The following is a 20,409-nucleotide window of genomic DNA, read 5'->3' as shown; positions in this document are numbered from 1 at the left end:
ACCGCGGCCTTGCAGGCGCAACCGGACGCCGACAAACCGGATGCCAACAAGACGCTGAGCCTGATCCTCTCCCGCCTCGAGGACATGAAGGCGGAAGAGACGGTCACCATCGACCTTCGGGGCAAATCCGCATATTCCGACTACATGATCGTCACCACCGGCCGGGTTAACCGGCACGTTGGCGCGATCGCGGAAAATGTGACGAAGAGCCTCAAGGAGAACGGGGTCAAGAACATCCATGTCGAGGGCTTGCCCAATTGCGACTGGGTGCTGATCGATTCCGGCGAGGTGATCGTGCACGTGTTCAGGCCTGAGGTGCGCGAGTTCTACAACCTCGAGCGGTTGTGGACTCAGAACCCGGCGGTCGCGGCGGTCTAAGGGGGTTCGAAGCCGATGCGAATCGGCTGCAGCGCAGCTAGTCTGCGTTGATGCGCCTTGTCGTGATCTGCATCGGCCGTCTGAAACAGGGCCCTGAACGGGAGCTCGCCGAGCGTTACCGCGAGCGCTTCGAGGATATCGGCCGCAAGCTCGGGTTTCGCGGCCTCGACATCCACGAGATCGCGGAAAGCCGCGCGCGCGACACCGCCGCGCGCATTGCCGAGGAGGCTGCGGCGATCTCCGCATTGCTGCCTGAGAAGCACGCGCTGGTCGCCCTCGACGAACGCGGCAAGAGCATCGACAGTGCGACCTTTGCCCGGCAGCTCGGCCGCTGGCGCGACGAGGGAACAGCACATACTGTCTTCGTGATCGGCGGCGCAGACGGACTTTCGCCTGAATTGCAGCGCAAGGCTTTGTTGCGAATTGCATTCGGCTCCGCGACCTGGCCGCATCAAATGGTCCGCGTCATGCTTCTGGAACAGATTTATCGCGCCGCAACCATTTTGGCCGGCCACCCCTATCATCGCGCGTAAGGCGTGGTGACGGACAGTCGAAACCACTGAACTCACGCGAATGCAGCACAAGCGGGACACAGCTTCGTATTCGGCTTCGCATGCCGGCACCGCGCGCCGCCGCCGGCTGCCGGCATCGCTGCCGCTGTCGATCGCGATGTTCGCCGCCTATCCGCTGGCCGCGGCGCACGCGCAAGCGACACCACCAGCGCAGCAATCTGCGCCGCCGGCGCAGCAGGCCGCAACCGCGGAGCCGTCGCCCGATGAGATCAAGCAGCGCGAACAGGAACTCGAGGCCGCGCGCGAGCAGCAGCGCAAGGCGACCGAGCTGCAGGAGAAGCTGAAGGCCGACATCGCCGCGATCGGCCAGGACCGCAGCAAGCTCAATCAGCAGCTGATCGATATTGCCGGCCAGGTCCGCGGCGTCGAGACGCGGATCGCTGACGCCGAGGCACGCCTGCAGCCGCTCGACGGCCGTGAGCGCGAAATCCGCGCCTCGCTCGATTCACGCCGCTCCGAGGTGATCGAGGTGCTGGCCGCGCTGCAGCGCGCCGGGCGACGCACGCCGCCGGCGCTGCTGGTGCGGCCCGAGGACGCGCTGCAATCGCTGCGCACCGCAATGCTGCTCGGCGCCGTGGTGCCGGAGTTGCGCGTCCGCGCCGAGAAGCTTGCGGCCGATCTCGGCGAGCTGGTGGCGCTGCGCAAGACCATCTCGACCGAGCGCGACGCGCTGGCGGCCGACCGCGACAAGCTGAAGGAAGACCAGACCCGGCTGGCGGCGCTGGTCGACGAACGGCAACGGCAGCAGAGCGCGGCCGAAAAGGACATGGAGGCCGAAGGCGCCCGTGCCATCGCGCTGTCGAAGCAGGCCGACAATCTGCAGACCCTGATCGCCAAGATGGAGCAGGATCTCAAGAGCGCGGCCAAGGCCGCCGCCACCGCCAGCCTCCAGGGAGCGCCGGCGACGGTTAACGGCAAGCCGAATCTGGGGGCGCTCAAGGACCCGGCCCGCATGAGCCCGGCGGTCGCTTTCGCCTCGGCCAAGGGCCTGTTCTCCTATCCCGTGAATGGCACCAAGATTCGCGAATTTGGCGGTTCCGACGGCGCGGGGGGCGTACAAAAAGGCATTTCTTTGGCAGCCAAGCCGGGCGCGCAGGTCACAACCCCGTGTGACGGCTGGGTTGTTTACGCTGGTCCTTTCCGTAGCTATGGACAACTCTTGATCCTCAATGCCGGGGGCGGGTATCATGTCCTGATCGCCGGGATGGAGCGTATTTCGGTAAACATCGGCCAGTTTGTACTTACGGGGGAGCCGGTTGCGACCATGGGGTCGACGTCCCAAGTTGCATCCATTCTCGCGACAAATGCGAGCCAGCCAGTGCTCTATGTTGAGTTCCGGAAAGACGGCACTCCAATCGATCCAGGTCCATGGTGGGCCGCAAATGAAGGCGAAAAGGTTCGCGGATGATGCGCAAGACTTCGGTAATTCTCCTTAGCGCCGCCACCGGCGCGGCCCTGACGCTTTTCGTTACGCAGCCCCGCGCTGTGCTGATGGGATCGAGCGCGCGCGCCGCGACGTCGGACACCTATCGCCAGCTCAATCTGTTCGGCGACGTGTTCGAGCGGGTGCGCAGCGACTATGTCGAGAAGCCCGATGACAGCAAGCTGGTCGAATCCGCGATCTCCGGCATGCTGACCGGCCTCGACCCGCACTCGAGCTACATGGACGCCAAGAGCTTCCGCGACATGCAGGTGCAGACCCGCGGCGAGTTCGGCGGCCTCGGCATCGAGGTCACGATGGAAGACGGCCTGATCAAGGTCGTCTCGCCGATCGACGACACCCCGGCCTCGAAGGCCGGCATCATGGCCAACGACATCATCACGACCCTCGACGACGAGGCGGTGCAGGGTCTGACGCTGAACCAGGCCGTCGAGAAGATGCGCGGTCCGGTCAACACCAAGATCAAGCTCAAGATCATCCGCAAGGGCCAGGACAATCCGATCGACGTCACGCTGGTGCGCGACAACATCCGCGTCCGCTCGGTGCGTGCGCGCGTCGAGGCCGATGACATCGCCTATATCCGCATCACCACCTTCAACGAGCAGACCACCGAAGGCCTGAAGAAGGAGATCACCAATCTGCAGGGCCAGATCGGCGACAAGCTGAAGGGCTACGTCATCGATCTCCGCAACAACCCCGGCGGCCTGCTCGAAGAAGCGGTCACGGTGTCCGACTCCTTCCTGGAGCGTGGCGAGATCGTCTCGACCCGCGGCCGCAACGCCGAGGAAACCCAGCGCCGCGCCGCCCATCCGGGCGACCTGACCAAGGGCAAGCCGGTGATCGTGCTGATCAACGGCGGCTCGGCATCGGCCTCCGAAATCGTCGCCGGCGCGCTGCAGGACCACAAGCGGGCGACGCTGGTCGGCACCCGTTCGTTCGGCAAGGGCTCGGTGCAGACCATCATCCCGCTCGGCTCGGGCAATGGCGCGCTGCGCCTGACCACCGCGCGCTACTACACGCCGTCGGGCAAGTCGATCCAGGCCAAGGGCATCGTGCCCGACATCGAGGTGCTGCAGGACGTGCCGGAAGAGCTGAAGGCGCGCACCGACACCAAGGGCGAAGCCTCGCTGCGCGGCCATCTCAAGAACGACGGCGACGAGAAGACCGGCTCGCAGTCCTACGTCCCGCCGGACGCCAAGGACGACAAGGCGCTGAAGATGGCCGACGACCTGCTGCACGGCATCAAGTCGACCTCGAGCGCGCCAGCGGCGCCGGAGGCCGCGCGCGACAAGGCCGCGGTCGACAAGCCGGGCAACAAGGCCGCGAACTGATTTAATCCGATCGATTCGGCGAACAGGGCGGCCCGCGGGCCGCCCTTTCTGCTTTCGGTGTCCGCCCGTAACCGTGCTTTGCCGGGCAGGCCGGCGCGCGGGATTGCACCGCATCGTGCTATCGTTCGCGCTGTTGATTCGGGGAGGGTCATGGCAGAAGCGGCCGACGAACTGAGCACGCCGCTTGGGCAGACGACCGTGGGCAGGACGCGCTGGTTTCGCCTGCCATTCACGGCGATGCAGGCGCTCGCCGTGCTGCTCGGGCTCGTGCTGGTCGGCTTTGTCGGCATCGCGCTGTTCAACGACAACCCGCTCGGGGGCGAGCCGATCGCCCGTGTCACGCTGCGCAATCCCCCGCCCGCCGCCGACGACGACAAGCACGCTCCAGCCGCCCAGGCGGCGGCCGAACCGGCGGCCAAATCCGCCGCCAAGGCCCCGGCCGCAGCCAGTGACGCGAGAACCGTCACCATCATCGACGGCTCCAACGGCAAGCGCCAGGACGTGGTGATCGGCGCCGGCGATCCGGCCGACAAGGCCGACGGCGATACGCCGCCACTTGCGATGACTGGCATCGATCCGCGCCTGCTGGAAAAGTCACGCTACGGCATGATCCCGGTGGTCACCGACGGCCTGAAGCCGTTCACGGTCTACGCGGCCGAGGCTGACCGCGCCAAGGCCGCCCGGATGCCCGTGGTCGCCATTGTGGTCGCCGGCCTCGGCGTCGGCGCCGCCAAGACCACCGACGCCATCATGAAGCTGCCGCCGGCGGTGACGCTGGCCTTCACGCCCTATGGCTCCGATCCGGGCAAGCTTGCGGAACGTGCCCGGACCCAGCGTCACGAGATCCTGCTGCAGATCCCGATGGAGCCGTTCGACTATCCCGACAACGATCCCGGGCCGCAAACCCTGCTGACCACGCTGAGCAGCGAGCAGAACCTCGACCGCTTCTATTGGCACCTCAGCCGCCTGCAAGGCTATGCCGGGATAGCCAATTTCATGGGAGGCCGGTTCGTTGCGGCCGATCCCGTGATGCACCCCATCGTCCGCGAAGCGGCCAAGCGCGGCCTGAGCTATTTCGACGACGGTTCCACCCCACGTAGCGTCGCGCAGACCCTCTCAGCGGGCCAGTCATTGCCGTTCGCCAAGGCCGATTTCGCCATCGACGCGGTGCCGACGTCGGCGGAAATCGACCGCGCGCTGGTCAAGCTGGAAACCATCGCCAAGGAACGCGGCACGGCGGTGGGCGTCGCCTCGGCGTTGCCGGTCTCGATCGAGCGGCTCGGCGCCTGGCTCAAGACACTGGACTCCAAGGGCATTATGCTTGTGCCATTGACAACGGCGATGCTGAAATCAAAATCGGGCTAAAGATTCAATCCGTTGGTGCAGCTCGATACCTTGCCGGGGGGCCGGGTCGGGCGGCTCCAGAAAATGTGCGAGGTAGCGGCAGCATGGCACGTTATGAAGACCTGCCCTATCGAACCTGCGTCGGCATCATGCTGCTGAATACAGCGGGGCTGGTCTTCATCGGACGCCGCGCGGGCGGCATCGAGCATGTCGACGACGCGCATGTCTGGCAGATGCCGCAAGGCGGCGTCGATCCCGGCGAGGATACGTTTCAGGCGGCGCGACGCGAGCTCTATGAGGAGACCAGCATCAAGTCCGTGGAGAAGCTCGGCGAGGTCTCGGACTGGCTGATCTATGATATCCCACGCACCGTCGCCGGCCGCGCCTGGAAGGGCCGCTATCGCGGACAGCGACAAAAGTGGTTCGCGTTACGCTTCACCGGCGATGAGAACGAGATCAACGTCGCCAATCCGGGCGGCGGCCACAAGGCCGAGTTCATCACCTGGCGCTGGGAGCCGATGAAGAATCTGCCGGAGCTGATTGTGCCGTTCAAGCGTCCGGTCTATGAGCGCGTCGTGAAGGAATTCGCCGGTCTGGCGGCCAAGTAGCCGACCGGGTCAACGCGCGACGTACCCACCGAGATGTCATCAGATAAGCCCTATCGCCCCAATGTGGGCATCGCGCTGTTCAACGCCGACGGACGCGTGCTGATCGGCCACCGGATCAAGGACGACGGTCCGGAGATCGTGCTGCCCGGCCTCGAATGGCAGATGCCGCAGGGCGGCATCGACGCCGGCGAGGATCCGGGCCAGGCCGTGATGCGCGAATTGTGGGAAGAGACCGGGGCGGTCAACGCCGACTATCTCGGCGAGACCGACTGGATGACCTACGAATTCCCCGCCTATGACGGGCCGGCATCGCACCGGCTCGCCAAGTTCCGCGGCCAGCGGCAGAAATGGTTTGCGCTGCGCTTCACCGGACGCGACGAGGAGATCGATCCATTGACGCCGCGCAACGGCCAGCCCGCCGAATTCGATCAATGGCGCTGGGAGCGCCTCGACCACGTTGCCGATCTCGTGGTGCCGTTCCGCCGCAACGTCTATCGCGCGGTCGCGACCCGGTTCGCGGAATTCGCCGGCTGATCCTGCGGCGGTATGCGCCGCGCGTCGCCCGGTGTCATGCCGTAGGTCGAACGGAAGACGCGATAGAAGGTCGCGATGCTGTCGAAGCCGCACGAGAACGCGATCTCGTCGATGCTGCGCTCCCGTATGGCGTAGAGCGCGCGCCTCGCCGCCTTCAACCTTGCCGCCGTCAGCGTCCGCGCAAATGACAGGCCGGTTGGCTCGAACAGCGCATGCAATTGCCGCAGTGAGATGCCGAGCTCGGCGGCAACCACGGCCGGCGTGAGCGAGGCGCGATGCAGGTCGCGGAACAGAATTTCGCGGGCGGCATGAAGGTAGCCCGCATGCAGCGCAGCACGGATTTCGTCCTGGCGTGGCCGCACGCGTCCGCGCGCGAGCAGCGCCAGGCGCACCATATGCGCAACGTCGTCGGCGAACTGCCCGGCTTGCGCGAGATCTCGCGTCATCGAGCGGAACATGGCGCCGACAAGCCGGGTCAGGCTCGCATCACGCGCCAGCGCGACCGGCGGCGCATCCTCGATCCGCGCGCCGAGCACGAGCTCGTCGGTGACCGGGATCTTGAGGCTGAAGAAGTCAAAGCCGTCGGTCCGTTCGGGTGTCGAGGCAAACGGAAGATTGGAGTGGCCGAACACCAGGTCGCCGTTGCGCACGAACTGGACACGATCGCGACCGATATTCATGTGGCCGGGGCCGCGCACCTGCCAGGCGAGATGCAGGCTGTTGCTCGGAACGCGCGCGATGTCGGATGCGGTCCGGCTGACGCGGTAGGAGGAAGCCGACATTTGCGCCAGCACGGCACTGCCCACCGTCGTCGCCGAGAAGTGTCCGCGGAAATCGGCTCTCTTGTCGCGCTCGAGCTCGATCGTGACCCCGAACAGGCTCTTGCCGCGCACCTCGCACCAGTGCTCGAAACGGTCCTGCGGGCGGAGAGCATCGGTGGTGAAGGTCAGCACGGCAGCTTGTCCGTTATGTCAGGAATGAAATCGCGATGCGGTCGGGCCGTATCGTCATCGCGCTGCAGCTTGTCATTTGTGCGCGATCCCTGCTGTAACCTGCTTCACATATTTGCAGGTCGTTCGGTCGGGCCGACCGCGAAGAAGCGACTTGTCGAGAAGAGGCGAGCCGCCGCAGCGTCGCTTCCTCATCGTCGGCAACCAATCGGCCCTGACCTGCGATATCGGCCGCGAGGATTGCTGCGACCTTACGCTTCATGAGTAGCGGCCCCCGAACCCAGATATGCCGAGGAGAATGCCGCCAGACGATCCCGCGCGCAATAAACATTGAACGCTCGCCACGGCGTGGCGAGCGTTGAATTATTCAAGCCTTCTCAGGCGATGATCGAAAAAGTGTGAGCTATTCCACTAAGGGGTCGGCTCACTCGACATGGCGGCGCGATCGCCGGTCGGCAACCGCGCCCTAGTGCATAGCCGTCGTGTTGAGCTCTTGCTGGATGCTCTTGAAGTGGTCGAGCCGCTCGATCGCGTGGTCGAGCTCGGAGCCCTCCTTCTCGGCGAGCTTCTCCTGCATCTCGTTGATCGTCTCGGCGAACTTCGCGCGATCGATGTCCGCAAGCGCGGTCGCGACGTCGGCGAGCACGGTGAGGCCCTTGTCCGAGACCTCGGCGAGGCCGCCGAGCACGATCACCTTCTCGCGCTTGCCGGCGGTCGTGATCGTCAGGATGCCCGGACGAACCGTGGCGATGACCGGAGCGTGTCCGGCGAGCACACCGAAATCACCCTCCACGCCGGGGACGTCAACCTGATCGACCTCGCCGGAGAAGGCGAGCTTTTCGGGAGAGACGAGATCGAAGTGGAAGGTGGCCATTGTCTTTCCGTTCTTTGCGCTGTCACCCGCGGGCTCGACCCGCGGGTCCATCAGTCAAAATACTTCACGTGCGATGGATCGTCGGATCAGGTCCGGCGATGACGACATCCCAAAGCTTAGGCGGCTTCGGCCGCCAGCTTCTTGCCCTTCTCGACGGCTTCTTCGATGGTACCGACCATGTAGAACGCCGCTTCCGGCAGATGGTCGTACTTGCCCTGGCAGAGATCGCGGAAGCCCTTGATGGTGTCGGCGAGGTCGACGAACTTGCCCGGCGAGCCGGTGAAGACTTCGGCGACGTGGAACGGCTGCGACAGGAAGCGCTCGACCTTGCGGGCGCGGGCGACCGTCAGCTTGTCCTCTTCCGACAATTCGTCCATGCCGAGAATGGCGATGATGTCCTGCAGCGACTTGTAGCGTTGCAGGATCTGCTGGACCATGCGCGCGGTGTTGTAGTGCTCGTCACCGACGACGAGCGCCGACAGCATGCGCGAGGTCGAGTCGAGCGGATCCACCGCCGGATAGATGCCCTTTTCCGAGATCGCGCGCGACAGCACCGTGGTGGCGTCCAAGTGCGCGAACGAGGTGGCGGGCGCCGGGTCGGTCAAGTCGTCGGCCGGCACGTAGATCGCCTGCACCGAGGTGATCGAGCCCTTCTGGGTGGTGGTGATGCGCTCCTGCAGCGCGCCCATGTCGGTCGCGAGCGTCGGCTGATAACCCACCGCCGAAGGAATACGGCCGAGGAGCGCCGACACTTCCGAGCCCGCCTGGGTGAAGCGGAAGATGTTGTCGACGAAGAACAGCACGTCCTGGCCCTGGTCGCGGAAGTGCTCGGCAACGGTGAGACCGGTCAGACCGACGCGGGCGCGGGCGCCCGGCGGCTCGTTCATCTGGCCGAACACCAGCGCGCACTTCGACTTCACGCTCGGATCCGGGTTGTGCGGATCGGCGTTGACCTTCGATTCGATGAACTCGTGATAGAGGTCATTGCCTTCGCGGGTGCGCTCGCCGACGCCGGCGAACACCGAGTAACCACCGTGCGCCTTCGCGACGTTGTTGATGAGCTCCTGAATCAGCACGGTCTTGCCGACGCCGGCGCCGCCGAACAGGCCGATCTTGCCGCCCTTCGCATACGGAGCAAGAAGGTCGACGACCTTGATGCCGGTGACGAGAATTTCGGCTTCGGTCGACTGGTCGGTATAGGTCGGCGCTTCTTGATGGATGGCGCGCAGGCCGTCGGACTTGATCGGGCCTGCTTCATCGATCGGCTCGCCGATGACGTTGATGATGCGGCCGAGCGTGCCTTCGCCGACCGGCACCCGGATCGGTTCGCCGGTGTCGGTCACTTCCTGGCCGCGCACGAGGCCCTCGGTGATGTCCATCGCGATGGTGCGGACGGTCGATTCGCCGAGATGCTGCGCGACTTCGAGCACCAGGCGGTTGCCGCCGTTCTTGGTCTCGAGTGCGTTCAGAATCGCCGGAAGGTGGCCTTCGAACTGCACGTCGACCACGGCGCCCGTGACCTGGGTAACGCGACCGATCTGATTGGCTGCTGTAGCCATGGACTGTTCTCCTTCGAAAATCTGCCTTAGACCGCCTCAGCGCCGGAGATGATCTCGATCAGCTCCTTCGTGATCTGGGCCTGACGGGTTCTGTTGTAAATCAGGGTTTGCTTGCGAATCATCTCGCCGGCATTGCGGGTCGCGCTGTCCATCGCGCTCATCTGCGCGCCATAGAACGAGGCGTTGTTCTCGAGCAGCGCGCGGAAGATCTGCACCGCGAGGTTGCGCGGCAGAAGGCTGCCGAGGATCTGGTCCTCTTCAGGCTCGTATTCGTACGACGTGGAGGGCGCCGCATTGGCCGCGGGCTCAGCCACCTCCAGCGGGATGATCTGCTGCGCGGTCGGGATCTGCGCGATCACCGACTGGAAGCGCGAGTAGAACAATGTGCAGACATCGAACTCGCCGGCCTCGAACCGAGCCAGCACCTTGTTGGCGATGTCCTCGGCATTGGCGAAGCCGATCTGGCGCACCGAACGCAGGTCGAGGTGCTCGACGATGCGCTTCTCGAAGGTCCGGCGCAGCTGCTCGTAACCCTTGCGGCCAACGCAGAAGAATTTGACTTCCTTGCCCTGCGCGAGCAGCGCGTTCGCCCGCTCGCGCGCCAGGCGCACGATGGCAGAGTTGAACGCGCCGGACAGGCCGCGTTCGCCGGTGCAGACCAGAAGCAGGTGCACCTGATCGTTGCCGGTGCCGGCAAGCAGCGCCGGCGCGCCGGGCGTGCCGTTGGCTGCCGCGGCGATGTTGGAAATCACCGCATCCATCTTGGTGGCATAGGGCCGCGCCGCTTCGGCGGCGTTCTGCGCGCGGCGCAGCTTCGAGGCTGCGACCATCTGCATAGCCTTGGTGATCTTCTGCGTCGCCTTGGTCGAGGCGATGCGGACCCGCATGTCTTTTAGTGACGCCATTCTTCGTTCACCCCGGCGATCCGACCACAATGGTCAGATCGCAAGCCTCCGTTCGTCACGCCCGGCGGCGAGCCGGGCGACGCCCCATTCGTTATGCAAACGTCTTGGCGAAGCCCTCGACGGCCGTCTTGAGCTTGGCGGCGGTGTCGTCGGACAGATCGCGGCTGGTGCGGATCGCATCGAGGATGTCGGCGTTCTTGCCGCGTAGCAGCGACAGCAGACCGTCCTCGAACGCCTTCACCTTGTTGAGCGGCAGCGGATCGAGATAGCCGTTGGTGCCGGCCCAGATCACGCAGACCTGCTCTTCCATCTTCAGCGGCGAGAATTGCGGCTGCTTCAGAAGTTCGGTCAGACGCGAGCCGCGGTTGAGCAGGCGCTGGGTCGAAGCGTCAAGGTCCGAACCGAACTGCGCGAACGCCGCCATTTCGCGGTACTGCGCGAGCTCACCCTTGATCTTGCCGGCGACCTTCTTGGTCGCCTTGGTCTGCGCCGACGAACCGACGCGCGACACCGACAGACCGACGTTCACGGCGGGACGGATACCCTGGAAGAACAGATCGGTTTCCAGGAAGATCTGGCCGTCGGTGATCGAAATCACGTTGGTCGGAATGTAGGCCGACACGTCGTTGGCCTGGGTTTCGATGACCGGCAGCGCCGTCAGCGAGCCCAAACCATGCTCCTTGTTGAGCTTGGCGGCGCGCTCGAGCAGGCGGGAATGCAGGTAGAACACGTCGCCCGGATAGGCCTCGCGGCCCGGCGGGCGGCGCAGCAGCAGCGACATCTGGCGATAAGCGACGGCCTGCTTGGACAAGTCGTCATAGATGATCACGGCGTGCATGCCGTTGTCGCGGAAGTACTCGCCCATGGTGCAGGCGGTGAACGGCGCGATGTACTGCATCGGCGCCGGATCGGACGCGGTGGCCGCGACGATGATCGAGTATTCCAGCGCGCCCTGCTCTTCGAGCACCTTGACGAACTGCGCGACGGTGGAGCGCTTCTGGCCGATTGCGACGTAGACGCAATACAGCTTGAGGTTCTCGTCCGGCTGGGCGTTGAGCGGCTTCTGGTTCAGGATGGTGTCGAGCGCGATCGCGGTCTTGCCGGTCTGACGGTCGCCGATGATCAGCTCGCGCTGGCCGCGGCCGATCGGGATCAGCGCATCGATCGCCTTGAGGCCGGTGGCCATCGGTTCGTTCACCGACTTGCGCGGAATGATGCCGGGCGCCTTGACGTCGACGCGCTTGCGTTCGGTGGCCTGGATCGGGCCCTTGCCGTCGATCGGGTTGCCGAGCGCGTCGACGACGCGGCCGAGCAGGCCCTTGCCGACCGGCGCGTCCACGATCGCGCGGGTGCGCTTGACGGTCTGGCCTTCCTTGATCTCGCGGTCGGCGCCGAAAATCACGATACCGACGTTGTCGGTTTCGAGGTTGAGCGCCATGCCGCGCGTGCCGTTCTCGAACTCGACCATTTCACCGGCCTGAACGTTGTCGAGACCGTAGACGCGGGCGATACCGTCACCGACCGACAGCACCTGGCCAACTTCGGTGACCTCGGCTTCCTGGCCGAAATTCTTGATCTGGTCCTTGAGGATCGCAGAAATTTCTGCGGCGCGGATGTCCATCAGCCTGCCTCTTTCATCGCGTTCTTGATCGAATTGAGTTTGGTGCGAAGCGAACTATCCACCATGCGGCTGCCGAGCTTGACCACCAGGCCACCAATAATGGAGGGATCGACCTTCACGTTGAGCGCGACGTCCTTGCCCGTCACTGATTTCAGTGCGGCCTTCAGCGCGTCGAGATTCTTGTCACTGAGCTGCTCGGCGACGGTGACTTCCGCAGTCGCCTCGCCCTTGAACTTCGCCACCAGCGCGCGATAGGCGCGGATCACATCGGCAACGGCGAACAGCCGGCGATTGGCGGTGAGCACCTTGAGGAACTTGGCCGACGTGCCGGCGATGCCGGCCTTGTCGAGCACCGCGGTCAGCGCCTTCAGCTGGGCGTCCGCCGCGAACACCGGACTGCGGACGAGGCGCTTGAGATCGGCGCTCTCGTTGAGCAGGGCCTCGAACTTGTCGAGGTCGGCCCGGACTTGATCGACGGATTGCTCGTCGCGCGCCAACTCGAACAGGGCCGTTGCGTAACGACCGGACACTCCCGAAACGGACGGATCTTCAGCAGCCACGAGCTCGCTCTTTTTTGCTGTCAAATTCGCAAGGGAAAAACCGTCGCCACCAAAGCAGCGCCTAGCGATCCAAGCCCTTGGAATTCAAGCGGGACTTCGATTTTCGACCGGCACAGGACGTGCCGGGACCGTTAAAATCGCGGCTTTGCTAACATAGCAATCGCGCAGGTGCAACATGACGGCATCGTGAGTGCCGCCTTGTCGCATGCGCTTTTTGCCGACCGCAGCCGGTGGCCGAACCGGAAAATTTGGCGCGCGGAAATTCGGCGCGTCGGCTCCGATTCGCGCCGCCGCGATTTTGTTCCATCGAAATTTGCATAGGCCTATGGCCGAGCGCGCAGGGAACTCCGGGCCGGCTGCGGTTTCATTTAGCGATTACTTACCGAAAACTTACCGTCGCCTCGATAATCAGTATTGGCAAGTATATTGATCGTTAAAAATTGGTTAAACAGCAAGATTACGGGACCTCGATTGACTACCCCAAGGCGGTAACAAGATATTTCAGCACGAGATAATCCGGATTTACTGCCCAATTCGTGCCTCATTGGGAAACCAAACGGCCTTGGTCAACGAAGGGACGGGGGTTCCACTTGCCGCGTTAGCGGCAATACTGTCTGAGGGTCTTATCAATGCTGAATATCAAGAAGGCGGCGGGCAACGTAACCCGCTCGCGTACGGCGCTTGCGTTTGTAGCCGCAACTATTCTGGTCGGGGGCAGCGTGACCGAGGCGTCCGCGAAGTCCCGGCACCACCATCATCGCCACCACCATCATCACCACGCCCGCGCCGAAGGCTCGTCCTGGCGCGACGCCAATGCATCGATCCAGCCGTCCGGCGGCCACTCGTTCTCGGGGATGGCCTCCTTCTACGGCAATGAGTCGGGCAGCCGCACCGCTTCCGGCCAGCGCTTCAACCAGAACGCCATGACCGCGGCCCACCGCTCGCTGCCGTTCGGCACCAGGCTCCGCGTCACCCATGGCGGCCGCAGCGTCGTCGTCACCATCAACGATCGTGGCCCGTTCATCCGCGGCCGCGTGCTCGACCTCTCCACCGGCGCAGCACGCGCCATCGGCCTGACCGGTGCCGGCGTCGGCCGCGTCACCGCTGAGGTCGTCTCGTAAGCGCCTTCAGTAAGCGTTGCGTTGCGTAACGGCCGCGAGGCCTGCTTCGCGCCAAAAAATGGCCTGCCGTCGCAAATGACGGCAGGCTTTTTCTTTTGCGGGACGTGCTGCCAGCCGCCGTCATTGCGAGCGGAGCGAAGCAATCCATTTCACCGCGTTTGCGGACACATGGATTGCTTCGTCGCTTTCGCTCCTCGCAAATGACGGTCAAGATTGAAGCTGCTTACAAAAAGCTCTGCGGATCGACGTCGACCTCGAGCTTCAGATTGCCCTTGGTCTTGGGACCGGATTCCAGCCATTCGCGCAGATATTGCGACAGGTCGACATTGCGCAGCGACTTCACCAGCAGGCGGAAGCGATAGCGGCCCTTGATGACGGCGAGCGGCGCCTCGGCGGGGCCGAGCACCTGGATCCGCTCATCGAGCGGCGCCACCGCGGCGAGCTTGCGGGCGAAGCCTTCCGCGGTCGGACGGTCGCCGGCGGAGACGATCAGGCTCGCCAGCCGACCGAACGGCGGGTAGCCGGTGCGCTCGCGAATCTCGATCTCGCTGGCATAGAACGCCTCGCGGTCATTGGCGATCAGGGCCTTGATCACCGGATGCTCCGGCTGATGGGTCTGCAGAAAGCCGACGCCGCGGCCCTGCTCGCGGCCGGCGCGGCCGACCACCTGGTTCAGCAGCTGGAACGTCCGCTCGGCGGCGCGCGGATCGCCATTGCTCAGGCCGAGATCGGCGTCGATGACGCCGACCAGATTGAGCCGCGGGAAGTTGTGGCCCTTCGCCACCAGCTGGGTGCCGATGATGATGTCGACGCGGCCCTCGGCGATCTCGTTGAGCTCGCTGCGCATGGTCTCGATCGAGGTGATGAGATCGCTCGACAGCACCATCGTCCGTGCCTCGGGGAAGATGTGGGCGGCCTCCTCCTGCAGGCGCTCGACGCCGGGCCCGACCGCGACCAGCGATTCCTCGGCCGCGCAATGCGGGCAGATGTTCGGCCGCGGCATCGAGAAGCCGCAATGATGACAGACCAGCCGCTGTCGGAACCGGTGATCGACCAGCCATGCATCGCAGATGGTGCAGGCGAAGCGGTGGCCGCAGGCCCGGCACAGCGTCAGCGGTGCATAGCCGCGGCGGTTGAGGAACAGCAGCGCCTGCTCGCGGCGCTCGATGGCATGGCCGATCTGCTCGGCCAGCACCGGCGAAATGAAGCGGCCGCGCGGCGGCGGCGCGCGGCGCATGTCGATCGCCTCGATATGCGGCATGTGCTGGCCGCCGAACCGCGACGGCAGCGCCACGCGCTGGTAGCGCCCCTTGCGCGCATTGACCTCGCTCTCGACCGACGGGGTCGCCGACGCCAGCACGATCGGAATCTTTGCGATATGGGCGCGGACCACCGCCATGTCGCGCGCGTGATAATGCGCGCCGTCGTCCTGTTTGTAGGCCTGGTCGTGCTCCTCATCGACGATGATGAGACCGAGATCGGCATAGGGCAGGAACAGCGCGGAGCGGGCGCCGACCACGACCGGCGCCTTGCCCTCGGAGATCGCGGCCCAGTTGCGCGCGCGCGTGCGCGGCGTCAGCTCCGAATGCCACTCCAGCGGCCGCACGCCGAAGCGCTGCGCGAAACGGTCGAGGAACTGGCCGGTCAGCGCGATCTCCGGCATCAGGATCAGCGTCTGCTTGCCGCGGCGGATATTCTCGGCGATCGCCTCGAAATAGACTTCGGTCTTGCCGGAACCGGTGACGCCGTCGAGCAGCGCGACGTGAAAGCTGCCGCTCGCGGCCAGCGTCCGCATCACGTCGACGGCGCTGCGCTGCTCGCGCGAAAAATCCGGCTGCGCGTAGGAGGGATCCGGAACGGGCGGCGGTGCCGGCGGCGGCATCGCCTCAACCGTCAGGGTGCCTTCGTCGACCAGGCCGTCGATCACGCCGGAACTGACGCCGGCCTCCCGCGCCGCCTCCGACTTGCCGTGCAGCAAGCGGTCCGACAGCACCTCGATCACCCGCCGGCGCGCCGGCGTCAGGCGCCGCGGCGGCTCGCCGACCAGCCGCACGCCGAGCCGCATCCGCTCCGGCCCGAGATTTTCGCCCATCCGCAGCGTCATCCGCAGCACTGTGCCGCGTGCCGACAAAGTGTAATTGGAGACCCAGTCGACCAGCTGGCGCAGCTCCGGCTTCAGCGGCGGAACATCGAGCTTCTCGCTGACGTCCTTGAGCCGGTTGTGCAGCCGCGGATCCGGATTGGCATTTTCCGCCCACACCACCGCGACCACCTCGCGCGGCCCGAGCGGAACGCCGATCACGTCGCCCGGCGCAAGCTCCATGCCGCGCGGAACGCGGTAGGAATAGGTCTGGTTCAGCGCGACAGGCACCAGCACGTCGACGACACGTATCGTCGATGCAGAGGCTGGGCCGGGGCGCGTGGTATGGTCCATTGAATCAGAAACCTTGAACCCGAGCGGGCTAGAGATTTGGTTTCTGATTGAATCAGAACCAAATCTCCAGCTTCTTGTTTTGACGCGTTTTCTTCACGCGAACAGGCGTCCACTTCGCTCGAAAACGCTCTCCCACCGCTTCGCGCCTTAGCGAACGGTAAACGAAGGCAGTGCGATATAATCAGGAGATGAGCAGCGCCAATAGCCCTTAAGACACGGACTTAAGACCCAGACATGGCCCGGACCGATCAGCCTATCCAGCCGCTCGAGCTCGATTGCGCCGACGCATCGGTCACGCAGGAGATGACGCGCTGGCTGTCGCATCTGCGTGCGGAGCGGCGGCTGTCGCCGAAGACGCTCGAGGCCTATGCCCGGGACGTGCGCCAATGCCTCGCCTTCCTGGCCGGGCACTGGGGCGCGCGGGTGACGCTTAAGGCATTTGCCGCGCTCGAGGCGAGCGACGTGCGCGCCTTCATGGCGATGCGCCGAACCGAGGAGATCGGTGGGCGATCGCTGATGCGGGCGCTGGCGGGCCTGCGCTCGTTCGGACGATTCCTGGAACGCGAGGGCAAGGGCAAGGTCGGCGCGCTCTCGGCGATCCGCGCGCCCAAGGTGGCGAAGAGCCTGCCGAAGCCGATTCACATGGAAGCGGCGAAACGCTTCGCCGACGCCGACGAGCGCGCGGACGAAACCCGCGAGACCTGGATCCTGGTGCGTGACGCCGCCGTCATGGCGCTGCTCTATGGTTCGGGCCTGCGCATCTCCGAGGCGCTGGGGCTGAAGCGCCGCGACGTGCCGAAACCTGGCGAAGGCGACGTGCTCGTGGTGACCGGCAAGGGCAACAAGACCCGCATGGTGCCGGTGCTGCAGAACGTGCTGCAATTGATCGCGGACTATGCGGCGATCTGCCCGCATCAGCTCAGCCCGACCGGGCCGATGTTCGTCGGCGCGCGCGGCGGTCCCTTGAGCCCGCGCATCATCCAGCTCACCATGGAGCGGCTGCGCGGCGCGCTCGGCCTCCCCGACAGCGCAACGCCGCATGCGCTGCGGCATTCCTTCGCCACGCATCTGCTGAGCCGCGGCGGCGATCTGCGCGCGATCCAGGAATTGCTCGGCCACGCATCGCTGTCGACCACGCAGATCTACACCGGCATCGACAGCGACCGCCTGCTCGAAGTCTATCGCTCCGCGCATCCCCGAGGTTGAACGTTCGGTTCTGAAAAAATAAAGCGCGGGCTTTGGCCCGCCGTCATGCGCCGTTCATCTTGATACGGCTACCCAAAACCGTTCGGCCCTTGCCTTGTGCGCCGCATTCGGCAATCGTGGCGCGGTCTCATCCGGAGGGGAATCATGAGCGCACATGAAAGTATGGAGCACGCGGAGCATGCCGAGCATGCCTCGGGCGAGAACAAGAAGATCGCGCTCCTGATCGCCGTGATCGCCCTGTGCCTGGCGCTGTCGGAAACGCTCGGCAAGGGCGCCCAGACCGAATCGATCAGCAAGAATGTCGAGGCCTCCAACCTGTGGGCCTTCTTCCAGGCCAAGAGCATCCGCCGGACCGCGGTGCAGACCGCGGCCGAACAGGGCAAGCTGAACCTCGCGACCACCACCGACGAGGCGGCCAGGGCCGCGCTGCAGAAGCAGATCGACGATTGGCAGAAGACCGCGGCGCGCTATCGCTCGGAGCCGGAAACCGGCGAGGGTTCGGAGCAGCTCTCCGAACGCGCCAAGCACGCCGAGCATGAGCGCGACGAGGCCACCGCGAAATATCATCATTTCGAGCTTGCCTCCGCCGCCTTCCAGATCGCCATCGTGCTGGCATCGGCGACCATCATCACGGGCATCATCGCGTTGGCCTGGGTCTCCGGCCTGGTGACGCTTGCCGGCATCGTGATGACGGCGCTCGGCCTGTTCCAGCCGCACTTGCTGCATCTGCATTGAGCGCAGCGCGCCGCTTTCGAACCGTCATCCTGAGAGGCTGTGAGGCTTTCATGGCCGTCATTGCGAGGAGCGATAGCGACGAAGCAATCCATCCTTCCGTTCTGCCGACTTATGGATTGCTTCGCTTCGCTCGCAATGACGAGAATAGGGATCCTTCGAGACGACACGCAGAGCGCGGCTCCTCAGGATGACGGACCGAAGAGTCCTGCTTAGAGAGGCTTGCTGGTCTGATGCACGCTTTTGCGGAAGCGCGCGATCACACGCAGCGTGCGCGCCGCCCAGCCCTCGCCGTCGCCACTGATCATCTCGCGAATGCGCCGCTTGATCGGGTCGACCAGCGCGGTGGCCTTGGCCCGCAGCGCCATCACGAAATTATAGAGTGCCTCGAACCAGGGCATCTCCAGCAGCTTCGGCCGCGTCACGTCGAACAGGAAGGCCGTCACGCCGACGCCGACGAACTTGGCGAACAGGATCAGCGAGACCGCACTGAACCAATATTGGTTCGCCAGTAGCCAGAGCCCGATCAGCTTGAGCGGAAACAGCGGGATGACCGGCACGACGAAGACGATCAGCGTCATCGCCGGCGACAGCGAATCGACCCGGTCGGCAAGCCATTGCTTGAGCGCGCGGAGCGGAATCCACGCCACCGCCCGCGCCACGATCGGCTCGAGATGGTCCCATAGCCAAGCCTCGACCAGGAAGATGATCGCAAGCAGGACCCAGAACGGCTGAAGCAGGCGGCGCAGCATCGCTATGATCTCAACCCGGCTGACGCCGGACTTTCGATCATCACATATGGATGGCGCGCTTGCCCACCGCAAGCGCGGCTTCCTTGATCGCCTCCGAACGGGTCGGGTGCGCGTGGCAGGTGCGAGCCAGATCTTCGGCCGATCCGCCGAATTCCATCAGAACGCAGGCTTCATGGATCATTTCGCCGGCTTCGCGGCCGACAATGTGGACGCCAAGCACCCGATCCGTCTTCGCATCTGCGAGAATTTTCACGAAGCCGTCGGTGGTCTGATTGACCTTGGACCGGCCGTTTGCCGTGAACGGGAATTTGCCGACGGTGTAGGCGACGCCGGCCTGCTTGAGTTCTTCCTCGGTCTTGCCGACCGACGACACTTCCGGCGTGGTATACACAACACCTGGAATGACGTCGTAGTTCACGTGGCCGGCCTGGCCCGCGATGATCTCCGCACAGGCAACGCCTTCGTCTTCCGCCTTGTGCGCGAGCATCGGCCCGGCCACGACGTCGCCGATCGCATAAATACCCTTCACGTTGGTCGAGAAGTGCGCGTCGATCTCGACGCGGCCGCGATTGTCGAGCGCGACGCCGGCTTCCTTCAGCCCGAGGCCCTCGGTGTAGGGCACCCGGCCGATGCAGACGAGCACGACGTCGGCTTCGATGGTTTCCGCAGCGCCACCCGCGGCGGGCTCGACCTTGGCCTGCAGCGTCTTGCCGGAGCTATCGACCGCGGTGACCTTGGCGCCGAGCTTGAAGACGAAGCCCTGCTTCTCGAGCATGCGCTGAAATTGCTTTGCCACCTCGCCGTCCATGCCGGGCAGGATGCGGTCGAGGAATTCCACGACCATGACGTCCGCACCGAGACGCCGCCAGACCGAGCCAAGCTCGAGCCCGATCACCCCCGCGCCGATGATCAGCAATTTCTCCGGCACCTTCTCCAGCGACAGCGCGCCAGTCGAGGACACGATGCGCTTCTCGTCGATGTCGATACCCTTCAGGCGGGCGATATCGGAGCCGGTGGCGATCACGATGTTCCTGGTCTCGACGGTCTCGGACTTGCCGTCGCCGGAGACCTCGACCTTGCCGGCACCGAGGATCTTGCCGGTCCCCTTGAGCACGTCGATCTTGTTCTTCTTCATCAAGAACTCGACGCCCTTGACGTTGCCGTCGATGCCCTGCTGCTTGAAGTTCATCATCGCAGGCAGATCGAGCTTCGGCGCCGGGACGCTGACGCCCATCTTGGCGAAGGAGTGCCCGGCTTCCTCGAACATCTCGGAGGCGTGCAACAGCGCTTTCGACGGCATGCAGCCGACGTTGAGGCAAGTGCCGCCCAGCGTCGCGTCCTTCTCGACGACGGCGACCTTCATGCCGAGTTGCGCCGCGCGGATCGCGCAGACATATCCGCCCGGGCCGGTGCCGATGACGACGAGATCGTAAGAAGCCATGATGGAAGGTCCTGTAGCTAAGCTCTGTGACAATTGCGCGGGGCGC

20 protein-coding genes are annotated in these 20,409 nt (G+C 64.8%); 10 read left to right on the top strand and 10 right to left on the bottom strand.

All coding sequences use genetic code 11. The features are described 5' to 3' along the window. Window positions 1–9: 9 nt before the first annotated feature. From rsfS to J2R76_RS29165, 7 genes are all read left to right on the top strand, one after another. Window positions 10–378 (top strand): ribosome silencing factor, encoded by a 369-nt coding sequence (rsfS, locus tag J2R76_RS29195; protein WP_016847840.1) that lies wholly within the window; start codon window positions 10–12, stop codon window positions 376–378. A 50-nt stretch (window positions 379–428) separates the two neighbouring features. Then, the gene (rlmH, locus tag J2R76_RS29190) at window positions 429–911 is read left to right on the top strand and encodes a 23S rRNA (pseudouridine(1915)-N(3))-methyltransferase RlmH (RefSeq protein WP_076834612.1); all 483 of its coding nucleotides are present in this window, start codon (window positions 429–431) and stop codon (window positions 909–911) included. 40 nt (window positions 912–951) lie between these two features. Next, window positions 952–2,358 carry a murein hydrolase activator EnvC gene (locus J2R76_RS29185; RefSeq protein WP_083715231.1) on the top strand — a complete coding sequence of 469 codons (1,407 nt, stop codon included), beginning with the start codon at window positions 952–954 and terminating at the stop codon, window positions 2,356–2,358. Further along, complete coding sequence (locus J2R76_RS29180) at window positions 2,355–3,722, top strand: S41 family peptidase (protein WP_057020912.1); 1,368 nt, start codon at window positions 2,355–2,357, stop codon at window positions 3,720–3,722. Before J2R76_RS29185 ends, J2R76_RS29180 begins: the two co-directional genes overlap by 4 nt. A 150-nt stretch (window positions 3,723–3,872) precedes the next feature. After that, window positions 3,873–5,087: a divergent polysaccharide deacetylase family protein gene (locus J2R76_RS29175; protein ID WP_057020913.1), complete on the top strand. Its 1,215-nt coding sequence runs from the start codon at window positions 3,873–3,875 to the stop codon at window positions 5,085–5,087. 83 nt (window positions 5,088–5,170) lie between these two features. Then, a complete protein-coding gene (locus J2R76_RS29170; protein WP_016843816.1) occupies window positions 5,171–5,674 on the top strand; it encodes an RNA pyrophosphohydrolase in 504 nt (167 codons plus the stop codon). A 33-nt stretch (window positions 5,675–5,707) separates the two neighbouring features. After that, on the top strand, window positions 5,708–6,208 hold the full coding sequence (locus tag J2R76_RS29165) for an RNA pyrophosphohydrolase (protein ID WP_076834615.1): 501 nt from the start codon (window positions 5,708–5,710) through the stop codon (window positions 6,206–6,208). Here J2R76_RS29165 and J2R76_RS29160 read toward each other — a convergent pair. The 7 genes from J2R76_RS29160 to J2R76_RS29130 form a co-directional block, all read right to left on the bottom strand. Then, complete coding sequence (locus J2R76_RS29160; protein WP_076834617.1) at window positions 6,166–7,161, bottom strand: helix-turn-helix domain-containing protein; 996 nt, start codon at window positions 7,159–7,161, stop codon at window positions 6,166–6,168. The two genes, J2R76_RS29165 and J2R76_RS29160, sit on opposite strands and share 43 nt — an antisense overlap. Before the next feature lie 13 nt (window positions 7,162–7,174). Further along, window positions 7,175–7,420, bottom strand: coding sequence for a hypothetical protein (locus J2R76_RS29155; protein WP_141342851.1), 246 nt, complete (start codon window positions 7,418–7,420; stop codon window positions 7,175–7,177). Window positions 7,421–7,624: 204 nt separating this feature from the next. Next, a complete protein-coding gene (locus tag J2R76_RS29150) occupies window positions 7,625–8,032 on the bottom strand; it encodes a F0F1 ATP synthase subunit epsilon (RefSeq protein WP_028336321.1) in 408 nt (135 codons plus the stop codon). Window positions 8,033–8,148: 116 nt separating this feature from the next. Continuing rightward, complete coding sequence (atpD, locus tag J2R76_RS29145) at window positions 8,149–9,591, bottom strand: F0F1 ATP synthase subunit beta (RefSeq protein ID WP_016843821.1); 1,443 nt, start codon at window positions 9,589–9,591, stop codon at window positions 8,149–8,151. Window positions 9,592–9,617: 26 nt separating this feature from the next. After that, the gene (locus tag J2R76_RS29140) at window positions 9,618–10,496 is read right to left on the bottom strand and encodes a F0F1 ATP synthase subunit gamma (RefSeq protein ID WP_076834620.1); all 879 of its coding nucleotides are present in this window, start codon (window positions 10,494–10,496) and stop codon (window positions 9,618–9,620) included. 91 nt (window positions 10,497–10,587) lie between these two features. After that, entirely contained in the window at window positions 10,588–12,117 is a 1,530-nt protein-coding gene (atpA, locus tag J2R76_RS29135) for a F0F1 ATP synthase subunit alpha (protein WP_028340804.1), read from the bottom strand. After that, window positions 12,117–12,677 (bottom strand): F0F1 ATP synthase subunit delta, encoded by a 561-nt coding sequence (locus tag J2R76_RS29130; RefSeq protein ID WP_028340805.1) that lies wholly within the window; start codon window positions 12,675–12,677, stop codon window positions 12,117–12,119. The genes atpA and J2R76_RS29130 overlap by 1 nt, the downstream gene beginning before the upstream one ends. 629 nt (window positions 12,678–13,306) lie before the next feature. Between J2R76_RS29130 and J2R76_RS29125 the strand changes: the two genes are divergently transcribed. Continuing rightward, window positions 13,307–13,798 carry a septal ring lytic transglycosylase RlpA family protein gene (locus J2R76_RS29125; RefSeq protein ID WP_229189994.1) on the top strand — a complete coding sequence of 164 codons (492 nt, stop codon included), beginning with the start codon at window positions 13,307–13,309 and terminating at the stop codon, window positions 13,796–13,798. 223 nt (window positions 13,799–14,021) lie between these two features. On the opposite strand, the gene J2R76_RS29120 is transcribed toward J2R76_RS29125, so the two are convergent. Then, window positions 14,022–16,232, bottom strand: coding sequence for a primosomal protein N' (locus J2R76_RS29120; protein ID WP_076834622.1), 2,211 nt, complete (start codon window positions 16,230–16,232; stop codon window positions 14,022–14,024). 234 nt (window positions 16,233–16,466) lie between these two features. Between J2R76_RS29120 and J2R76_RS29115 the strand changes: the two genes are divergently transcribed. Both J2R76_RS29115 and J2R76_RS29110 read left to right on the top strand, forming a co-directional pair. Beyond that, entirely contained in the window at window positions 16,467–17,438 is a 972-nt protein-coding gene (locus tag J2R76_RS29115) for a tyrosine recombinase XerC (protein ID WP_076834624.1), read from the top strand. A 144-nt stretch (window positions 17,439–17,582) separates the two neighbouring features. Further along, complete coding sequence (locus J2R76_RS29110; RefSeq protein ID WP_028336314.1) at window positions 17,583–18,173, top strand: DUF4337 domain-containing protein; 591 nt, start codon at window positions 17,583–17,585, stop codon at window positions 18,171–18,173. A 209-nt stretch (window positions 18,174–18,382) separates the two neighbouring features. Here J2R76_RS29110 and J2R76_RS29105 read toward each other — a convergent pair whose 3' ends face one another. Together J2R76_RS29105 and lpdA are read right to left on the bottom strand one after the other, a co-directional pair. Next, complete coding sequence (locus J2R76_RS29105) at window positions 18,383–18,922, bottom strand: hypothetical protein (protein WP_076834626.1); 540 nt, start codon at window positions 18,920–18,922, stop codon at window positions 18,383–18,385. Between the two features lie 40 nt (window positions 18,923–18,962). Next, the gene (lpdA, locus tag J2R76_RS29100; RefSeq protein WP_057020923.1) at window positions 18,963–20,363 is read right to left on the bottom strand and encodes a dihydrolipoyl dehydrogenase; all 1,401 of its coding nucleotides are present in this window, start codon (window positions 20,361–20,363) and stop codon (window positions 18,963–18,965) included. Window positions 20,364–20,409: the final 46 nt, after the last annotated feature.

It is taken from the genome of Bradyrhizobium sp. USDA 4532, assembly GCF_024171315.1.
Lineage (GTDB): Bacteria > Pseudomonadota > Alphaproteobacteria > Rhizobiales > Xanthobacteraceae > Bradyrhizobium > Bradyrhizobium australafricanum.
The sequence above is the reverse complement of the archived record's forward strand: the minus strand, read 5'-3'. Positions and strand labels throughout refer to the sequence as shown.